The 17,296-nt window shown below is 71.5% G+C and carries 18 protein-coding genes and 1 pseudogene; 8 read left to right on the top strand and 11 right to left on the bottom strand.

Going from position 1 to position 17,296, the window contains the following annotated elements:
• Positions 1–88: 88 nt before the first annotated feature.
• From ACZ3TI_RS06775 to ctaC, 3 genes are read right to left on the bottom strand one after another with little or no spacing between them, the layout of a single operon-like run.
• Positions 89–505, bottom strand: coding sequence for a cytochrome c oxidase subunit 4 (locus ACZ3TI_RS06775; RefSeq protein WP_465724124.1), 417 nt, complete (start codon positions 503–505; stop codon positions 89–91).
• Complete coding sequence (ctaD, locus tag ACZ3TI_RS06770; RefSeq protein WP_465724122.1) at positions 505–2,280, bottom strand: aa3-type cytochrome oxidase subunit I; 1,776 nt, start codon at positions 2,278–2,280, stop codon at positions 505–507. The genes ACZ3TI_RS06775 and ctaD overlap by 1 nt, the downstream gene beginning before the upstream one ends.
• Positions 2,277–3,131 (bottom strand): aa3-type cytochrome oxidase subunit II, encoded by an 855-nt coding sequence (gene ctaC, locus ACZ3TI_RS06765; RefSeq protein WP_465724120.1) that lies wholly within the window; start codon positions 3,129–3,131, stop codon positions 2,277–2,279. The genes ctaD and ctaC overlap by 4 nt, the downstream gene beginning before the upstream one ends.
• Before the next feature lie 363 nt (positions 3,132–3,494).
• On the opposite strand from ctaC, the gene ACZ3TI_RS06760 reads away from it, so the two are divergent.
• On the top strand, positions 3,495–4,895 hold the full coding sequence (locus ACZ3TI_RS06760) for an aminotransferase class V-fold PLP-dependent enzyme (protein WP_465724118.1): 1,401 nt from the start codon (positions 3,495–3,497) through the stop codon (positions 4,893–4,895).
• Here the strand turns inward: ACZ3TI_RS06760 and ACZ3TI_RS06755 are convergent.
• Positions 4,888–5,865 (bottom strand): carbohydrate kinase family protein, encoded by a 978-nt coding sequence (locus tag ACZ3TI_RS06755; protein WP_465724116.1) that lies wholly within the window; start codon positions 5,863–5,865, stop codon positions 4,888–4,890. The genes ACZ3TI_RS06760 and ACZ3TI_RS06755 overlap by 8 nt on opposite strands.
• 280 nt (positions 5,866–6,145) lie before the next feature.
• Between ACZ3TI_RS06755 and ACZ3TI_RS06750 the strand changes: the two genes are divergently transcribed.
• Both ACZ3TI_RS06750 and ACZ3TI_RS06745 read left to right on the top strand, forming a co-directional pair.
• Complete coding sequence (locus tag ACZ3TI_RS06750) at positions 6,146–6,352, top strand: hypothetical protein (RefSeq protein WP_465724114.1); 207 nt, start codon at positions 6,146–6,148, stop codon at positions 6,350–6,352.
• Between the two features lie 113 nt (positions 6,353–6,465).
• Positions 6,466–7,155, top strand: coding sequence for a hypothetical protein (locus tag ACZ3TI_RS06745; RefSeq protein WP_465724112.1), 690 nt, complete (start codon positions 6,466–6,468; stop codon positions 7,153–7,155).
• 79 nt (positions 7,156–7,234) lie between these two features.
• On the opposite strand, the gene erpA is transcribed toward ACZ3TI_RS06745, so the two are convergent.
• Positions 7,235–7,588 (bottom strand): iron-sulfur cluster insertion protein ErpA, encoded by a 354-nt coding sequence (gene erpA, locus ACZ3TI_RS06740; RefSeq protein ID WP_030061066.1) that lies wholly within the window; start codon positions 7,586–7,588, stop codon positions 7,235–7,237.
• A 246-nt stretch (positions 7,589–7,834) separates the two neighbouring features.
• Between erpA and ACZ3TI_RS06735 the strand changes: the two genes are divergently transcribed.
• Positions 7,835–8,695, top strand: coding sequence for a GNAT family N-acetyltransferase (locus ACZ3TI_RS06735; RefSeq protein WP_465724109.1), 861 nt, complete (start codon positions 7,835–7,837; stop codon positions 8,693–8,695).
• A 94-nt stretch (positions 8,696–8,789) separates the two neighbouring features.
• Here ACZ3TI_RS06735 and ACZ3TI_RS06730 read toward each other — a convergent pair whose 3' ends face one another.
• From ACZ3TI_RS06730 to ACZ3TI_RS06720, 3 genes are all read right to left on the bottom strand, one after another.
• Positions 8,790–10,157, bottom strand: coding sequence for a pyridoxal phosphate-dependent decarboxylase family protein (locus ACZ3TI_RS06730; protein ID WP_465724107.1), 1,368 nt, complete (start codon positions 10,155–10,157; stop codon positions 8,790–8,792).
• A gap of 197 nt (positions 10,158–10,354) precedes the next feature.
• Positions 10,355–10,819 (bottom strand): Lrp/AsnC family transcriptional regulator, encoded by a 465-nt coding sequence (locus ACZ3TI_RS06725; protein ID WP_465724103.1) that lies wholly within the window; start codon positions 10,817–10,819, stop codon positions 10,355–10,357.
• Positions 10,820–10,967: 148 nt separating this feature from the next.
• Complete coding sequence (locus tag ACZ3TI_RS06720) at positions 10,968–11,891, bottom strand: NADP-dependent oxidoreductase (RefSeq protein ID WP_465724101.1); 924 nt, start codon at positions 11,889–11,891, stop codon at positions 10,968–10,970.
• A 220-nt stretch (positions 11,892–12,111) separates the two neighbouring features.
• Between ACZ3TI_RS06720 and nadA the strand changes: the two genes are divergently transcribed.
• Positions 12,112–13,296: a quinolinate synthase NadA gene (gene nadA, locus ACZ3TI_RS06715; protein ID WP_465724099.1), complete on the top strand. Its 1,185-nt coding sequence runs from the start codon at positions 12,112–12,114 to the stop codon at positions 13,294–13,296.
• Positions 13,297–13,433: 137 nt separating this feature from the next.
• Here the strand turns inward: nadA and pspAA are convergent, their stop codons facing one another.
• Together pspAA and ACZ3TI_RS06705 are read right to left on the bottom strand one after the other, a co-directional pair.
• Positions 13,434–13,727 carry a PspA-associated protein PspAA gene (gene pspAA / locus ACZ3TI_RS06710; protein WP_465724097.1) on the bottom strand — a complete coding sequence of 98 codons (294 nt, stop codon included), beginning with the start codon at positions 13,725–13,727 and terminating at the stop codon, positions 13,434–13,436.
• Between the two features lie 37 nt (positions 13,728–13,764).
• Complete coding sequence (locus ACZ3TI_RS06705) at positions 13,765–14,568, bottom strand: PspA/IM30 family protein (RefSeq protein WP_465724095.1); 804 nt, start codon at positions 14,566–14,568, stop codon at positions 13,765–13,767.
• A gap of 301 nt (positions 14,569–14,869) precedes the next feature.
• On the opposite strand from ACZ3TI_RS06705, the gene ACZ3TI_RS06700 reads away from it, so the two are divergent.
• Both ACZ3TI_RS06700 and ACZ3TI_RS06695 read left to right on the top strand, forming a co-directional pair.
• On the top strand, positions 14,870–15,469 hold the full coding sequence (locus ACZ3TI_RS06700) for a DUF3043 domain-containing protein (protein WP_465724093.1): 600 nt from the start codon (positions 14,870–14,872) through the stop codon (positions 15,467–15,469).
• Between the two features lie 173 nt (positions 15,470–15,642).
• On the top strand, positions 15,643–16,383 hold the full coding sequence (locus ACZ3TI_RS06695) for a methyltransferase domain-containing protein (protein ID WP_465724237.1): 741 nt from the start codon (positions 15,643–15,645) through the stop codon (positions 16,381–16,383).
• Positions 16,384–16,404: 21 nt separating this feature from the next.
• On the opposite strand, the gene ACZ3TI_RS06690 is transcribed toward ACZ3TI_RS06695, so the two are convergent.
• The gene (locus ACZ3TI_RS06690; RefSeq protein ID WP_465724091.1) at positions 16,405–16,602 is read right to left on the bottom strand and encodes a hypothetical protein; all 198 of its coding nucleotides are present in this window, start codon (positions 16,600–16,602) and stop codon (positions 16,405–16,407) included.
• A 64-nt stretch (positions 16,603–16,666) separates the two neighbouring features.
• On the opposite strand from ACZ3TI_RS06690, the pseudogene cobU reads away from it, so the two are divergent.
• Positions 16,667–17,284 (top strand): annotated as a pseudogene (gene cobU, locus ACZ3TI_RS06685) (bifunctional adenosylcobinamide kinase/adenosylcobinamide-phosphate guanylyltransferase); the annotation flags it as partial.
• Positions 17,285–17,296: the final 12 nt, after the last annotated feature.

The following is a 17,296-nucleotide window of genomic DNA, read 5'->3' as shown; positions in this document are numbered from 1 at the left end:
CCGGGTGAGTGAGGCCGTCACCCCCGCAGACGCACCAGGGCCGGTCCTCCCGTGCGGGAGGACCGGCCCTGGTGTCGGATGCGGAACCCTACTGGTTCTGGTTCTCGCCCCGGTAGAACTCGAAGACCCATCCGAAGATGCCGATCGCGATGATCGGGGCGGCCCAGAACATCAGCCACCAGCCGAAGATCACGCCCAGGAAGGCGAGGGCGCCACCGAGCGCCAGCGAGAGCGGCTGCCAGCTGTGCGGGGCGAAGAAGCCCAGCTCACCGGAGTCGTCCGCGACCTCGGCCTCGGGGTTGTCACCCGCGCCGCTGTCCACCCGGCGGGCGGTGAAGGCGAGGTAGTACCCGATGAAGGCGCACAGCGAGAAGGCGAGGAACAGCGCGGTGGTACCGGCCGCCTCCAGACCCGGCTCGGAGTTGTTGGTCCACAGGCCGTAGGTGATGGCCATCGCCAGCACGAAGACCGACAGGCCCAGGAAGATCTTTCCCTGTTCCTTCATCAGGCGTCACCCTCCTGCTTGCCCTTGCCCAGCTTCGGGGCGTCGTACTTCGCCGGGGTCACACCGGCGAGGTGCTTGGCCGGCTCACCGTGGTTCTCCAGGTAGTCCAGCGCGGCGATCTCCGGGTGGTGGAGGTCGAAGGCCGGGGATTCGGAGCGGATCCGGGGCAGGGTGAGGAAGTTGTGCCGCGGCGGCGGGCAGGAGGTCGCCCACTCCAGCGAGCGGCCGAAGCCCCACGGGTCGTCCACGGCGACCTTCTCGCCGTACTTGGCGGTCTTCCAGACGTTGTAGAGGAACGGCAGGATCGACAGGCCGAGCACGAAGGAGCCGATGGTCGAGACGGTGTTCAGGGTGGTGAAGCCGTCCGCGGCCAGGTAGTCGGCGTAGCGGCGGGGCATGCCCTCCGCGCCAAGCCAGTGCTGCACCAGGAAGGTGGCGTGGAAGCCGAAGAACAGCGTCCAGAAGGTGATCTTGCCGAGGCGCTCGTCCAGCATCTTGCCGGTCATCTTCGGCCACCAGAAGTGGAAGCCGGCGAACATCGCGAAGACGACGGTGCCGAAGACCACGTAGTGGAAGTGGGCGACGACGAAGTACGAGTCCGAGACGTGGAAGTCGATCGGCGGGGAGGCCAGCAGGACACCGGTCAGACCGCCGAAGAGGAAGGTCACCAGGAAGCCGACCGTCCAGAGCATCGGGGTCTCGAAGCTCAGCGAGCCCTTCCACATGGTGCCGACCCAGTTGAAGAACTTCACACCGGTCGGGACCGCGATCAGGAAGGTCATGAACGAGAAGAACGGCAGCAGTACCTGTCCGGTGACGTACATGTGGTGCGCCCACACCGTCACGGACAGACCGGCGATCGCGATGGTGGCCGCGATCAGACCGGAGTAGCCGAACATCGGCTTGCGGCTGAAGACCGGGATGATCTCCGACACGATGCCGAAGAACGGCAGCGCGATGATGTACACCTCGGGGTGGCCGAAGAACCAGAACAGGTGCTGCCACAGCATCGCCCCGCCGTTGGCCGGGTCGAAGACGTGGGCGCCGAACTTGCGGTCGGCCTCCAGGGCGAACAGCGCGGCGGCCAGGACCGGGAAGGCCAGCAGGACCAGCACCGAGGTCAGCAGGACGTTCCAGACGAAGATCGACATCCGGAACATCGTCATGCCCGGGGCGCGCATGCAGATGATCGTGGTGATGAAGTTGACCGCACCGAGGATCGTGCCGAAGCCGGAGAAGGCCAGACCCATGATCCACATGTCGCCGCCGACGCCGGGCGAGTGCACCGCGTCCGACAGCGGGGAGTAGGCGAACCAGCCGAAGTCGGCGGCGCCGTTCGGGGTCACGAAGCCCGCCACCGCGATGGTCGAACCGAAGAGGTACAGCCAGTACGCGAACATGTTCAGACGCGGGAACGCCACGTCCGGGGCGCCGATCTGCAGCGGCATGATCCAGTTCGCGAAGCCCGCGAACAGCGGCGTCGCGAACATCAGCAGCATGATCGTGCCGTGCATCGTGAACGCCTGGTTGAACTGCTCGTTCGACAGGATCTGGGTCCCGGGACGAGCCAGCTCGGCACGCATGACCAGGGCGAGGATGCCACCGATCAGGAAGAAGGCGAACGACGTGCCCAGGTACAGGGTGCCGATCGTCTTGTGGTCAGTGGTGGTCAACCACTTGATGATGGTCGAACCCGGCTTCCGGGTCCGCTGCGCCCCGACCGTGACGGCCTCGGCGCCCCCGCCGGCCGCGGCGGGCTCGTTGAGGATGGTCACTTCTCTTCACTTCCCATGGTGATGAGGCCGGAGGGCACCGCACCGTTCTGGCCCTTGGCGCGAAGCTCGGCCAGGTGCTTGTCGTAGTCGGCGCGATCGACGACCTTGACGTTGAACAGCATGCGCGAGTGGTCGGTGCCGCAGAGCTCGGCACACTTGCCCATGTACTCGCCCTTGACGGTCGGAGTGACCTCGAACTTGTTCACCACGCCCGGCACGACGTCCATCTTCATCATGAAGTTGACGGGCCAGAAGTCGTGGATGACGTCACGCGAGGTGAGACGGAACTGCACCGTCTCGTTGACCGGCAGCCAGAGCGTCGGCGCGTCCTTGGGGGTGCCGACCTCGTACGCGGCGTCCTTGTTGGCCGGGTCGGGGGTCTCGGTGTTCTCGTAGTTGAACGCCCAGCTCCACTGGAAGCCGACCACGTTGACGTAGTGCTGCGGCTTCGCGGAGACGGCGGTCAGCTTGCTCTCGTCGCGGGCGACGAAGTAGAAGAGCACCGAGACGATGATGATGGGGACCGCGGTGTAGAGCGCCTCGATGGGCACGTTGTACCGGGTCTGCGGGGGGACCTCCACACCGGTGCGCTTGCGCCGGTGGAAGATCACGCTCCAGATGATCAGACCCCACATCAGTACGCCGACCACCAGTGCCGCGATCCAGGACCCCTGCCACATCTGGAGGACCATCGGCCCTTCCTTGGTGACGGGGCTCGGGAGGCCAAGCCTGGGGAGGTCGTTGGCCGAGCAGCCGGTGGCGGTCGCGATGACGAGGCCCAGTGCCAGCGCCTGAGGCAGCTTCCGCCGCATCGTGCGCCGCGGCGAGCGGTCGGAGCCGTTGGGACTCACGTAGCGCCTTCCCGAAGTCTCGCCCGCCTTCGCGTCGCCCCGTGGAGGATTGTGAGCCTCCCCGGCGACCCGTCCACGGGCACGGTTTGAATGCTTATGCGGGCCAAACCCTACTCCAGCCTTATGCGCTCCTGACGGGCAGCCCCCGGTAACGCGCCGCCCCGTAGCCCGATCAGGCCCGGCAAGGGCTACGCCGCAGGTCATCGTAGGCATTCGAGGTCCGTACGCCCGATCGGGGGATGACCTCGAACAACGCCCGTGACGACCCGTCGGACGCGGACGAAGCGGACATTCGGGGTGATCGACTGACGGTGGGTGAGCCGGAGCAACGGACCGGAATCCGCCCCAGGTGTGTCGTTAAATGTGACCGTGTACTTCGACGCGGCCTCGACTGCCCCCCTGCACCCCGTCGCGCGACAGGCGCTGACCGCCGCCCTGGACGAGGGCTGGGCCGATCCGGCCCGGCTGTACCGCTCCGGCCGACAGGCCCGGATGCTGCTCGACGCCGCCCGCGAGACGGTCGCCGCGGTGCTGGGCGCACGGGCCGACGAGATCGCCTTCACCGCCAGCGGGACGCAGGCCGTCCAGCTCGGCCTGCTCGGCGCCCTGGCCGGCAACCGGCGGCGCGGCAGCCACCTGGTGCACTCCGCGGTGGAGCACTCCAGCGTGCTGCACGTCGCCGAACGCCACCAGGGCGCGGGCGGCGAGGTCTCGGTGGTGCCGGTGGACCGGGGCGGACGGGTCGACCCGGCGGCCTTCGGCGCGCTGCTGCGCCCGGACACCGCGCTGGCCGCACTGCAGAGCGCCAACCACGAGGTGGGGACGGTCCAGCCGGTCGGCGAGGTCGCCGAGCTGTGCGCCGCGGCCGGCGTCCCGCTGCTGGTGGACGCCGCGCAGAGCGCCGGGCGGGTGGACGTCCCGGCGGGCTGGTCGCTGCTGACCGCGAGCGCCCACAAGTGGGGCGGCCCGCCCGGGGTCGGGGTGCTGGCGGTGCGCAAGGGCGTCCGCTATGCCTCGCCGCTGCCGGCCGACGAGCGCGAGGGCGGGCGGGTGCCCGGCTACGTCAACGTCCCGGCGATCGTGGCCGCGGCCGCCTCGCTGCGCGCCGTACGGGCCGAGGCCGAGCAGGAGAACGCCCGGCTGCACGCGCTGGTGGAGCGGATCCGGGCCCGGGTGCCGCAGCTGGTGCCCGAGGTCGAGGTGGTGGGCGACCCGGTGCGGCGGCTGCCGCACATCGTCACCTTCTCCTGCCTGTACGTGGACGGCGAGGTGCTGCTGACCGAGCTGGACCGGGCGGGCTTCGCGGTCTCCTCCGGCTCCTCCTGCACCTCCTCCACGCTGACGCCCAGCCATGTGCTGGCGGCGATGGGGGTGCTCACCGAGGGCAACGTCCGGGTCTCGCTGCCCTCCGGGACGGCCGAGGCGGACGTCGAGCGCTTCCTCGCGGTGCTGCCGGATCTGGTGGCCGGGGTCCGGGCACCGCTGGGGCTGGACCTGCCGGCACCCGCGAGCGCGGCCGAAACGCTCCTGATCATCGACGCCCTGGGCAAGCGCTGCCCGCTGCCGGTGATCGAGCTGGCGAAGCGGATCGGCGAGGTGCCGGAGGGCGGCACGGTCGTCGTGCTGGCGGACGACGAGGCGGCCCGGCTGGACATCCCGGCCTGGTGCGAGATGCGCGGGCAGGAGTACGCGGGCGAGGCCCAGGCCGCCGACTACGGCGGCGACCGGGGCTCGGCCTACCTCGTCGTGCGGCGGACTACTTGACCAGGTGCGCGCGGATCTCGGCGGCCGCCTCGGCGCCGTAGCTCTCCTCGAAGCGCTTCAGGAAGCCGGCCGGGCGCAGCTCGTACTCCTGGGTGCCGACGGTCTCGATGACCAGGGTGGCGAGCATGCAGCCGAGCTGGGCGGAGCGCTCCAGGTCGAGGTCCCAGGACAGGCCGGCGAGGAAGCCGGCCCGGAAGGCGTCGCCGACGCCGGTCGGGTCGACCTTGGCCTCCTCCTGGGCGCAGCCGACCAGGATCGGCGCCTCGCCCTTGCGCTCGATCCGGACGCCCTTGCTGCCGAGGGTGGTGATCCGGGTGCCGACGCGGCTGAGCAGCTCGTCGGCGTCCCAGCCGGTCTTGCTCTCGATCAGCGCGGCCTCGTACTCGTTGGTGAAGAGGTACGCGGCGCCGTCCACGATCTCGCGGATGTCGTCGCCCTCGAGGCGGGCCAGCTGCTGGGAGGGGTCGGCGGCGAAGGCGTAACCGCGGGTGCGGCACTCCTGGGTGTGCCGGACCATGCCCTGCGGGTCGTCGGCGCCGATCAGGACGAGGTCCAGGCCGCCGACGCGGTCGGCGATCGGCTTCAGCTCGATGTTGCGGGCCTCGGCCATGGCACCGGTGTAGAACGACGCGATCTGGTTGTGGTCCTCGTCGGTGGTGCACATGAAGCGCGCGGTGTGCCGGGTCTCGGAGATGTGGACGGACTCGCAGTCCACGTTGTTGCGCTCCAGCCAGCTGCGGTACTCGGCGAAGTCCGCACCGGCGGCGCCGACCAGGACCGGGCGGAGCCCGAGCACACCCATGCCGAAGGCGATGTTCGGGGCGACCCCGCCGCGGCGGATGTCCAGGGTGTCGACCAGGAAGGACAGCGACACGGTGTGCAGCTGCTCGGCGACGAGCTGGTCGGCGAACCGGCCGGGGAACGTCATCAGGTGGTCGGTGGCGATCGAGCCGGCGACGGCGATACGCACGGAAGGTCTCCTCAAGGTGGCTGCGGGGCCAGCGGTAAGGCGCGGGTGAACCCACTCACGGTACCGGGCCCCGGGATGTGCCCCGGCAAGAGTGCCGCAAATTGCTGCCCGCACGGCCATGGTGGCACCCGTTGCCGTCGAACGTGTACTACCTCCGGGTAGCACTGGTGGGCGGGACGAGGCCCGGCCTAGGGTCGGCCCCAGGAGGCCCGCCGCGCGGGCGGGCCCCGACGTCGATCCGTGGCAGCACGGCCACGGCTCTGGATCGGAGCGATGCCCGATGACCACCGACGACTCCCCGCTGTCCGCCCGGCGGGCCGAGGACGGCGAGACCCTCGACGCCCTGGTGGACTCCTCCCGGCGGCTGCGCCGGTTCTGGCCGCTGCTGGTGGCCGGACCGGAGCCCACCGCCCCCGCGTCCGCCGGCTTCCGGGTCCCGTCCGGGGCGCAGCGGGTGGTCGCCGGGATGGCCGAGTACGGCTTGTGAAGACTCCGGAAGCCGGGCCTGATCGAAGCGGAACCGGATCCGTCCGGGGCACGTCACATCCGCGCGGAGCGGCCGAGGAGGCGGCGCCGCTGAGCTCTCGGGAGGATGTGCAGATGGATCTGGAGACGATGCCCCGGCGCGGTCGGCGGGCGATGGCCCTGGCGGGTCTGGCGCTGGCGGCGGTGGTGACGGTGGCCGGGTGCAACGGGGACGGCAAGTCCGCCTCGGATTCGGCGACGGGCGGCGCGGCCACCGGCTCGGCCTCGGCGAGCGCCTCCCCGCAGGCCCCGACGCCCTCCGGCAGCCCGTCCGCGGCTCCTACCGGGAGCCCCTCGGACGCCGGGCAGCCGGCCCAGACGCCGCCGACCGGTTTCACCCCCACCCTGGGCTCGCCCGCTCCCGGGCAGCCGGTGCCGGGCACTCCCCCGGTCAACGGGATCGCCCCGGGCGAGCCGAACCCGAACGGCTCGACCTCACCGGCGCGTCCGCCGGTGTCCTACCGGGTGGACGGCACCACCAAGCTGACCGTCTACTTCTTCGGCGGGGTCTGCACGAAGTACGCGCTGAAGGCGGACGAGTCGCAGCCGGGCCGGGTGGACGTCACGGTCGTGACGGGTCCGCCCACCGTGGGCCCCGGGCAGGTCTGCAACGCGCTGGCCAAGCGGCAGTCGGTGTCGACCGATCTGCGCTCGCCGCTGACCGGGCGGACGGTGGTCGACAAGACCAGCGGGCAGGAGGTGCCGCTGGACGCCGAGCCGCACGCCGGGCCGGACCCGGTGACCCCGGACGTCGCCGGCCAGTAGAAGCCCGACGAACGAAGAAAACGAAGAAGAACGAAAAGGCGGCCCCGGGAACTCCCGGGGCCGCCTTTTCGCAGCGGGCTTAGCTGAACGAGTCGCCGCAGGCGCAGGAGCCGGTGGCGTTCGGGTTGTCGATGGTGAAGCCCTGCTTCTCGATGGTGTCGACGAAGTCGACGGTGGCGCCGCCCAGGTACGGGGCGCTCATCCGGTCGGTGACGACCTTCACGCCGCCGAAGTCCTTGATCACGTCGCCGTCGAGCGAACGCTCGTCGAAGAACAGCTGGTAACGCAGGCCGGAGCAGCCACCGGGCTGGACGGCGACGCGCAGCGCGAGGTCCTCGCGGCCCTCCTGCTCCAGCAGGGCCTTGACCTTGGCCGCGGCGGCATCGGTGAGGAGGATGCCACTCTCGACGGTGGTCTCGTCCTGGACGGTCATCTGCTTTCTCCCGGTCTTTGACGACGGTCTGCCGCCAGTGCCAACCAACGGCCGTCCGGTTTCATTTCCCGGGCGGCGATGGATTTCCTCGGCCTGTTTCGCGGCTGGTTTCCGTGGGCCGGGTGTGCCACCCGTGTCCCCTACGCTCCCCATGCTCGCACAACCCCGGAGGACCGGACACCGCCCGAGCCGTGGATCCGGGTGAACCGGCCCCGCCGCGGGCCGTCGGACGCCAGGATGGTGGGCATGATCCTTCGCCCGGTCAGGGACACCTCCGCGGACGCGGAGGCCGTCCACGAGCTGTCCGCCGCCGCGTTCGCCGACCCCGCCGGGGCCGCGCCGGTGCCCGAGCCGACCCCGTTGCGGCTGGCCAGGACGAGACACCTGGCGCGCACCGACCCCGGGGGCTGCTGGCTGGCGGAGAGCGGGGGCGAGCCGGTCGGGGCGGTGCTGTCGATGCGGCGGGAGGGCCTGTGGACGCCGTCCCTGTACGCGGTGCGGCCGTCCGCGCAGGGCAAGGGCGTCGGGCGGCTGCTGCTGGAGCGGGCGGCGACGCACGCCCGGGGCTGCCTGCGCGGGATGGTCTGCGCCTCCGACTCCCCCGCGGCGGCGCGCCGCTACCGGCTGGCCGGGTTCACCCTGCACCCGGCGATGCGGCTGGCCGGGCGGGTGGACCGGGACGGGCTGATCGACCCCGGGGACATCCCGGTGCACCGCGGCAGCGCCACCCACCTGCACCTGCTCGACTCGGTGGACCGGCGGCTGCGCGGGTCCGCGCACGGGCCCGACCACGAGCTGATGCTGGGCCACTTCGAGGAGCTGCTGGTCGCGGACGCGCTGGCCGGCAGCGGCTACTGCTACCGCGACGGCGGCGCGGTGCGGCTGCTGGCGGCCACCAGCAAGCGGATCGCCGCCCGGTTGCTGCGCGAGGCGCTGGCCCGGGTGCCGGACGGGGTCGAGGCGCGGGTGGAGTTCCTGACCGCGGAGCAGGAGTGGGCGCTGGACGTCGGGCTGGAGGTCGGGCTGACGCCGCGGGCGGGCGGCTTCGTCGGGGTGCGCGGGATGCGGCCGCCGATGCCGTACGTGCCGAACGGCGTGTTCCTGTAGGCGCGACGCGTACGGCCCCACCGGGAGCCGGTGGGGCCGTACGTCTCGGCCTCGGTCCGGAGCCGGTGTCCGGAGCCTCGTGCGGGAGCCTGGGTCAGACCATGGTGTCCAGGATCTCCTTGACCATCTCCATGGTGGTGCCCGGGTGCAGGAAGGCGAAGCGGGCGACCGTCTCGCCGTCCCAGCCGGTGGGGGTGACGAAGCCGATCTGGTCCGCGAGCAGCTGCTGCGACCAGCGGTAGTAGTCGTCGTTGGTCCAGCCGGTGCGCTTGAAGCAGACCGCCGAGAGCTGCGGGTCGAACAGCAGCTCCAGGTGCTCGGTCTCGCGGATCAGCTGCGCGGTCTCCCGGGCGAGCGTGAGGCCGGCCTCGATGGCGTCGGTGTACGCCTGGACGCCGTGCACGGCGAGCGAGAACCAGAGCGGCAGGCCGCGGGCGCGCCGGGTCAGGTGGTAGGCGTAGTCGGTGGGGTTCCACTCGTCGCCCTCGGTGTGCAGGACGTCCAGGTAGGAGGCGTCCTGGGTGTGCACGGCGCGGGCGAGCTGCGGGTTGCGGTAGATCAGCGCGGCGCAGTCGAAGGGGGCGAACAGCCACTTGTGCGGGTCGACCACGAAGGAGTCGGCGTGCTCGATGCCGTTGTAGCGCTCGCGCACCGAGGGGGCGAACAGGCCCGCGCCGCCGTAGGCGCCGTCCACGTGGAACCACAGGTCGCGCTCGCGGGCGACCTCGGCCAGGCCCGCGAGGTCGTCGACGATGCCCTCGTTGGTGGTGCCGCCGGTGCCGACGACGGCGATCACCGTCTCCGGGTTGGGGTCGGCGGCCAGCGCGGCGCGCAGCGCCTCGCCGGTGAACCGGCGGTTCACGGTCGGGACCATGAAGGCCTCGACGCCGATGATGTTGAAGGTGTTCTTGACCGAGGAGTGGACCTGGTCGGCGACGGCTATCCGCAGCCGCGCCTCCGGGCCGACGCCGAGCCGGCGGCGGGCGGTGTCGCGGGCGACCACGAGGGCGGAGAGGTTGCCCGCCGAGCCGCCGGAGACGAAGGTGCCGCCGGCCGACTGGGGCATGCCCGCACGGTCGGCGATCAGGCGCAGCACCTGGTTCTCGGCGGCGATCGCGCCGGCCGCCTCCAGCCAGGAGATGCCCTGCAGCGAGGCGCAGGAGACCACCATGTCGAACAGCAGCGCGGCCTTGGTCGGGGCGCACGGGATGAAGGACAGGTAGCGCGGGCTGTCGGCGGAGATCACCGCGCGGGACAGCTCGTGGTCGTAGAGCTTGAGCACGTCGGCCGGGTTGTTGCCATCCTGGTTGAGCAGGCCGGCCAGCTGGGCGCGCAGGTGCTCGCCGTCACCGGGGTGGTCGAGCGGAACGGGGTCGTACTGCAGCCGCTCCCGCATGTAGTCGAAAACCAGGTCGACCAGTTCGTTGTCGGGCCGGTGCATGCGGTCGGGGGCTGCGGACACGGCGGGGTCCCTCTCGGCTGTGGGGTGTCGGGGGGTGTGGATCCGGCCCGGTCGGCGGGGGTCGTCACCGCGATGACCGGACGTGATCAGCGTAGGCAGCCGGAGTGCTTCGCCGCGCGTCGGAACGCGGCTGGTCAGGCAGGTTTCGGGCGTCTTCGGGCCGGTCCGCGCAGGATTCCTGCGTACCCTGCCGGGGGTCAGCCGATGAGCTGGGAGAGGACCACCGAGGAGCGGCTGCGCTGGACTCCGGGCTCCCGCCGGATCCGCTCGATGACGGCTTCCAGATGGCGCATGTCGGCCGCCCGCAGGTGGACCAGGGCGTCCGGGTCGCCGGTGACCGTCCAGGCGGCGACGACCTCGGGGAACTGGCGCAGGCTGGCGAGGATCTCCTCGGGCCCGGTGCGCTCGCGGCAGTAGACCTCGACGAAGGCCTCGGTCTGCCAGCCGAGGACGGCCGGGTCGAGCACCACGGTGAAGCCCCGCACCACGCCGCGCGCCCGCAGCCGGTCGATCCGTCGGCGCACGGCGGTGGCGGAGAGGTTCACCTGCAGGCCGATCTCGGCGTACGAGGCGCGGCCGTCTCTGCCGAGCCGGGCGAGCAGGAGCCGGTCGGTCTCGTCCAGGTCGGCCCCGACCACCTCGTGTGCTCGGCTGCTGGTCATCGGTGCGGGGCTCCACGGGTCGTGCGGGGGTTCGGCGGGGCGTCACGGCGGCGACTGCCATTGCCGAAACGGTTCGCCAACCATTCTGGCGGATGACCTGAACGAGTTCACCGCCGACGGATGACGGGCCGGAGGCCGCCGGCCCGTCCTAATCCACCAGCAGGACGATCTTGCCCCGGGTGCGGCCCTCGGCGCTGAGCGCCTGGGCGGAGGCGGCTTGGGCCAGCGGGAAGGTGGAGGCGACGGTGACGGTCAGCCGGCCGTCGTCGGCGAGCGTGGCAAGTTCGGCGAGGCCCTCGGCGTCCGGGCGGCCCCAGACGTACCGGCCGCCGAGGGCCTTGACCCCGTAGTCGGTGACCGAGGCGATCCGGCCCGGGTCGGCGACCAGGCCCGCCGAGACCTGGACGGCGCCGCGGCCGACCAGGTCGAGGGCCGCGTCCACCCCGTCCGGGGCGAGCGCGCGGACCCGGTCGGCCAGGCCCTCGCCGTAGCTGACCGGCTCGGCGCCCAGGCCCCGCAGGAAGTCGTGGTTGCGCTCGGCCGCGGTGCCGATCACCCGGGCGCCGAAGGCCCGGGCCAGCTGCACCGCCAGATGGCCGACTCCGCCCGCCGCCGCGTGCACCAGGACGGTCTCCCCCTCCGCGACCCGCAGCGCCCGCAGGCTCTGCAGCGCGGTGAGCCCGGCCAGCGGCAGGCCGCCGGACTGCGCCCAGTCCAGCGCGACCGGCTTGCGGGCGAGGGTGCGGACCGGGGCGGAGACCAGCTCGGCATAGGTGCCGTGCTCGACGGCGTCCTTGCGGACGTAGCCGTACACCTCGTCGCCCGGGGCGAACTCGGTGACCCCGCCGCCGACCGCACGGACCACGCCGGCCGCGTCCCAGCCCATGACCAGCGGGAAGTGCGCGTCGAGCATGCCGTCCAGGGCGCCGTCCCGGACCTTCCAGTCCACCGGGTTCACCCCGGCGGCCCGGACCTCCACGAGGACGGAGTCCGGGCCGACCTTGGGATCGGGCAGGTCGGTGTACTCGACCACCTCGGGCCCGCCGTAGCGATTGATCGCGATTGCTTTCATGGCTCAGCCATACCCGGGGCTTTCGAAATATCGATTCGGCTACGCCCGGACCCCCCCAAACCGGTCAACCGGCTCCGCCGGGGGTCCGATCCGGCGAGCGGTTCTCGTCACATCGACAGGATGGCCATCGTCACTCTGACGCTAACCGGTTATCATAGATAGCGTCAGATAGACGAAAAGGCTTCACCGCTTGATCGGCCGCACAGAAGGGCACCCGCCCGTGACCACCACCATCACCGAGACCTCCGGCGTCGACCCCACTCCGACGCCGCTCGCTCTGCTGCTGCTCGGCCGCGAGGCCGACCCGAACAGCGAGCGCGGCGTCGAGTGCCCCGGTGACCTCCCCCCGGCCTCCGACCCGAACCTCGTCGAGCGTGCCCGGGCGGCCAAGGCCGCGCTCGGCGACCGCGTCTTCATCCTCGGCCACCACTACCAGCGCGACGAGGTGATCGAGTTCGCCGACGTCACCGGCGACTCCTTCAAGCTCGCCCGCGACGCGGCGGCCCGTCCCGAGGCCGAGTACATCGTCTTCTGCGGTGTGCACTTCATGGCCGAGTCCGCGGACATCCTGACCACCGAGGCCCAGCAGGTCGTCCTGCCGGACCTCGCGGCCGGCTGCTCGATGGCCGACATGGCCACCGCCGAGCAGGTCGCCGAGTGCTGGGACGTACTGACCGACGCCGGCATAGCCGACGTGACCGTCCCGGTCTCGTACATGAACTCCTCCGCCGACATCAAGGCCTTCACCGGCCGGCACGGCGGCACCATCTGCACCTCCTCCAACGCCCAGCGCGCGCTGGAGTGGGCGTACGAGCAGGGCCAGAAGGTGCTCTTCCTGCCCGACCAGCACCTCGGCCGCAACACCGCGGTGCGCGAGCTGGGCTTCTCGCTGGACGACTGCGTCGTCTACAACCCGCACAAGCCGAACGGCGGTCTGACCGCCGAGCAGCTGCGGGGCGCGAAGATGATCCTCTGGCGCGGCCACTGCTCGGTGCACGGCCGGTTCAGCCTGGACTCGGTGAACGACGTCCGCGAGCGGATCCCCGGCGTGACCGTCCTGGTGCATCCGGAGTGCAAGCACGAGGTCGTCGCGGCCGCCGACATGGTGGGCTCGACCGAGTACATCATCAAGGCGCTGGACGCCGCCGAGCCGGGCTCCAAGTGGGCCATCGGCACCGAGCTCAACCTCGTCCGCCGCCTGGCCAAGGCGCACCCGGACAAGGAGATCGTCTTCCTGGACCGCACGGTCTGCTTCTGCTCGACCATGAACCGGATCGACCTGCCGCACCTGGTCTGGGCGCTGGAGTCGCTGGTCGAGGGCCGGGTGCCGAACGTGATCACCGTCGACCCGGAGACCGAGAAGTACGCCAAGGCAGCCCTGGACCGGATGCTCGCCCTGCCGTAGCCCCGCCCCGAGCGCCCCGGAGGCGAGCGGGCGAGTCCTGCCCGCGAGCCGAAGGGGCGCGAGCGGTAGCAGCAGCGAAGGGCGGGCCCCCTCCCACCGGAGGGGGCCCGCCCTTTCGTCTGGCAGCAGCCGCAGCGTTACTCGGGGAAGCCCGGGATCACGCCCTCGCCGTCGGCCATCAGCAGGTCGCGGACCTCGTCGATCGTCGCGTCGGCACTCGGCAGGATCAGCTCGGACGGCTCCAGCGAATCCAGCGGCACCGGGGTGCCGAACTGCTTCACCGCGTCCAACAGCTTGCCGTAGGCCTGACGGAAGAGCTCCTCGTCCCCCGAGTCCACTGCGGTGACGAGCTCGGCGTCGAGCCCGTTGAGCAGGTTCAGGTGGTCCTCGCCCACCTCGAACTGCCCTTCACCCATGACCCTCATGATCATGCCGTGCGTCTCCCTGGTTCGTGGGGTCGAGCTCAGATCACTTGTTGTAGTTGATGCGCGGGGTGTCCTGCTGCTGCTGCGGCTGGGCTTCCGGCTTGCCCTGCTCGATCGCGGCGGGGCCCGAGGCGGGACCGCCGGACAGCTCGGCCTTCATCCGGGCCAGCTCCAGCTCGACGTCGGACCCGCCGGCCACGCGCTCCAGCTCGGCCTCGATGTCGTCCTTGCGGCCGAGACCGCTGGCGTCGTCGAGGGCGCCGGAGGCGAGCAGCTCGTCGATGGCACCGGCCCGGGCCTGCATCTGGGCGGTCTTGTCCTCGGCGCGCTGGATGGCCAGGCCGACGTCGCCCATCTCCTCCGAGATCCCGGAGAAGGACTCGGCGATGCGGGTCTGCGCCTGCGCGGCGGTGTAGGTCGCCTTGATGGTCTCCTTCTTGGTGCGGAAGGCGTCCACCTTGGCCTGCAGCCGCTGGGAGGCGAGCGTGAGCTTCTCCTCCTCGGCCTGCAGCTGCTGGTACTGCGTCTCCAGATCGGTGATCTGGGACTGCATGTTGGCCCTGCGGGTCAGCGCCTCGCGGGCGAGGTCCTCGCGGCCGAGGGACAGCGCCTTGCGGCCCTGGTCCTCGTACTTGGCCGACTGCTGCTGGAGCTGGGTCAGCTGGAGTTCGAGGCGCTTTCGCGAGGTCGCGACGTCCGCGACACCACGCCGTACCTTCTGCAGCAGTTCGAGCTGCTTCTGGTAGGAGTAGTCGAGCGTCTCACGGGGATCCTCCGCCCGATCCAAGGCCTTGTTCGCCTTGGAGCGGAAGATCAGCCCCATACGCTTCATGATTCCGTCGCTCATGGGCCTCGGGTGCCCCCTTCTCCGGCCTGCGGTCTAAATCTCGTTACCAGACACGACGAGTGTATGTGCAGCGAGCCCGTCGCCGCAGTGCACCTGCCTGCAACAAGACTGCTACAGCGACCAGTGGCGTTTCCTCCTCCCCCGGGTGGATCCGCCCCTCATCCCCCTCATCGTCCATCCGACTGATCCCCTACGGGAAGTCCCCGGGAAACCCGGTTCGGGCGGCTGCCTCGCGGTATCGATATGAGTTCGGGTCCGAGGACACCCGTGGAAGCGGCTCCGCACCCCGTACGCTGGTGGTGTGTTCCGACGCCGTTCAGATGATGCCGCCGCCTCCGCCACCGTGCTGGAGAAGCAGGACGAGACGCCCCAGGCCCGCCACCCCGAGGCCAAGAAGGGCCGCCCCACCCCCAAGCGCAACGAGGCCGAGGCCCACCGGCGTACCCGGGTGACGGTGCCCAAGGACCGCAAGGAGGCCAGCCGCCAGGCGCGCGACCGGATGCGGGTCGAGCGCGAGAAGCAGCGCCAGGCCCTGATGGACGGCGACGAGCGCCACCTGCCGGCCCGTGACAAGGGCCCGGTGCGCAAGTTCGCCCGCGACTACGTGGACGCCCGCTGGTCGCTCGCCGAGTTCTTCCTCCCGGCCGCCGTGGTCATCCTGGTGCTCAGCATCATCAAGGTCACGCAGATCCAGGTGCTCTCCACGCTGCTGTTCCTGCTGTTCTTCGTCTTCGTGATCCTGGACTTCGTCCGCCTCGGCCTCGGTCTGCGCAAGCAGCTCGCCGAGCGCTTCCCGAACGAGAACACCCGCGGCGCGGTCGCCTACGGGATCATGCGCACCCTGCAGATGCGCCGCCTGCGACTGCCCAAGCCGCAGGTGCGGCGCGGGGAGAAGCCCTGACCGCCGAACCGGTCGACTCCGGCTGGGCCCCGCCTTCCTGGGAGGGGCCCGGCCTGTACGCGCTTCCGGGGCAGGGCGACGGCGGCCACGACCGGCTCGCCCAGGAGCGGCTCGCCCAGGAGCGCCGGCTGCCCTCGCGCAGCGGCTCCTTCGCCGGCGGCACCGCCGCCTGGCTGGAGCGGCTCGGCGGACTGCGCAACTACGTCCGCCAGGAGCTCGTCGCCCGCCAGCTCTCCGAACAGCTGACCGGGCGCAGCGCGCAGCGGGTCCTGGACATCGGCTGCGGCCAGGGCACCCAGGCCCTGCGGCTCGCCCGGGCCGGTCACTACGTCACCGGGATCGACTCGGACCCGGTCGCGCTCGGCGTCGCCCAGGGGGCGCTCGCCGAGGAGCCCGCGGAGGTCCGCGGCCGGATGCAGCTGCTCAGCGGCGACGGCCACCAGTGCGGGCGCTGGTTCGGTGCGCGCAGCTTCGACGTGGTGCTCTGCCACGGCGTCCTGATGTACCTGCCCGACCCGGACCCGATGATCGCCTCGCTGGCCCGGCTGCTGGCGCCCGGCGGACTGCTCTCGCTGCTGGTCCGCAACCGCGACGCGCTGGCCCTGCGGCCCGCCGCCGCCGGGGACTGGCGGGCCGCCCTGCACGCCTTCGAGAGCGACCGGTACTACAACCGGCTCGGGCTGGCCGCCCGCGCCGACCGGCTCGCCGACCTCTCCGTCACCCTCTCCGAGGTGTCGGTGCCGATCCGGCACTGGTACGGCGTACGGGTCTTCACCGACAACGCGCCCGACGACGCGGCCCCGCCGGTGGACGGGCGTCAGCTGGCCCAGCTGCTGGAAGCCGAGGACCGGGCCGGCCGCACCGACCCGTACCGGCAGGTCGCCGCGCTGCTGCACGTGATCGGTTCGAAGTAGCCCGGGTGACCTCGGGGCGGACTACGCCTCGTGCAGGCTCATCGAGTAGATCACCCGGTCGTCCTCAAGGAGCACCGCGGTGTCGACGCCGTCCTCGGCGAGCTGCTTCCAGGACTCCCCGATCCAGGTCTCGGCGTCCCCCTGGCCGGCGAACTCCTCCTCGCTGCCGGGCGTCACCACGCTGCCGTCCGCCTTCTCGTACCGCCACGTCCACGCCATGCCCGGCTCCTCCCACTGACGACACTGCCTGTGTTGCTGCGCACCTTAGCCTGCCCGGCCCGATCTTCCGTATGCCTCGTCCGGCAGGATGGGCCGCATGGCGACCCACCCCCCGCTCCCCCGCACGCTGCTGCTCGGCGGCGCGCGCTCCGGCAAGTCCACCCGCGCCGAGCAGCTGCTCGGCGACCGGCCGGACGTCCTGTACGTGGCCACCGGCGGCACCCGGGACGGCGACGCCGAGTGGGCGCAGCGGGTCGCCCTGCACCGGGAGCGCCGGCCGGCGGGCTGGCGCACCGCCGAGACCTGCGACCTGGAGGCCGTGCTGGCCGACACCGCCGACCCGGCGCCGGTGCTGATCGACTGCCTGGCGCTGTGGCTGACCTCCGTGATGGACGAGTGCGACGCCTGGGACGACGACGCCTGGGCGCAGCGGGGCGAGGCCGCGGTGCAGCGGCGCTGCGAGGCGCTGGCGCAGGCCTGGGCGGCCACCGGGCGGACGGTCGTCGCGGTGAGCAACGAGGTCGGCATGGGTGTCGTCCCGGCCACCGCCGCCGGACGCCGCTTCCGCGACACCCTGGGCCGGCTCAACATGGCGGTGGCGGACGCCTCCGAGCGGGTCCTGCTGGTCGTGGCCGGGCAGGTGCTCACCGTCAAGCCGGACGTCAAGCCAGCCGCGGGCTGAACATCTGCGGCG

Source organism: Kitasatospora sp. NPDC023120 (assembly GCF_055560835.1).
Note: the sequence above shows the minus strand (reverse complement) of the source record. Positions and strands in the feature narration are given on the sequence as shown.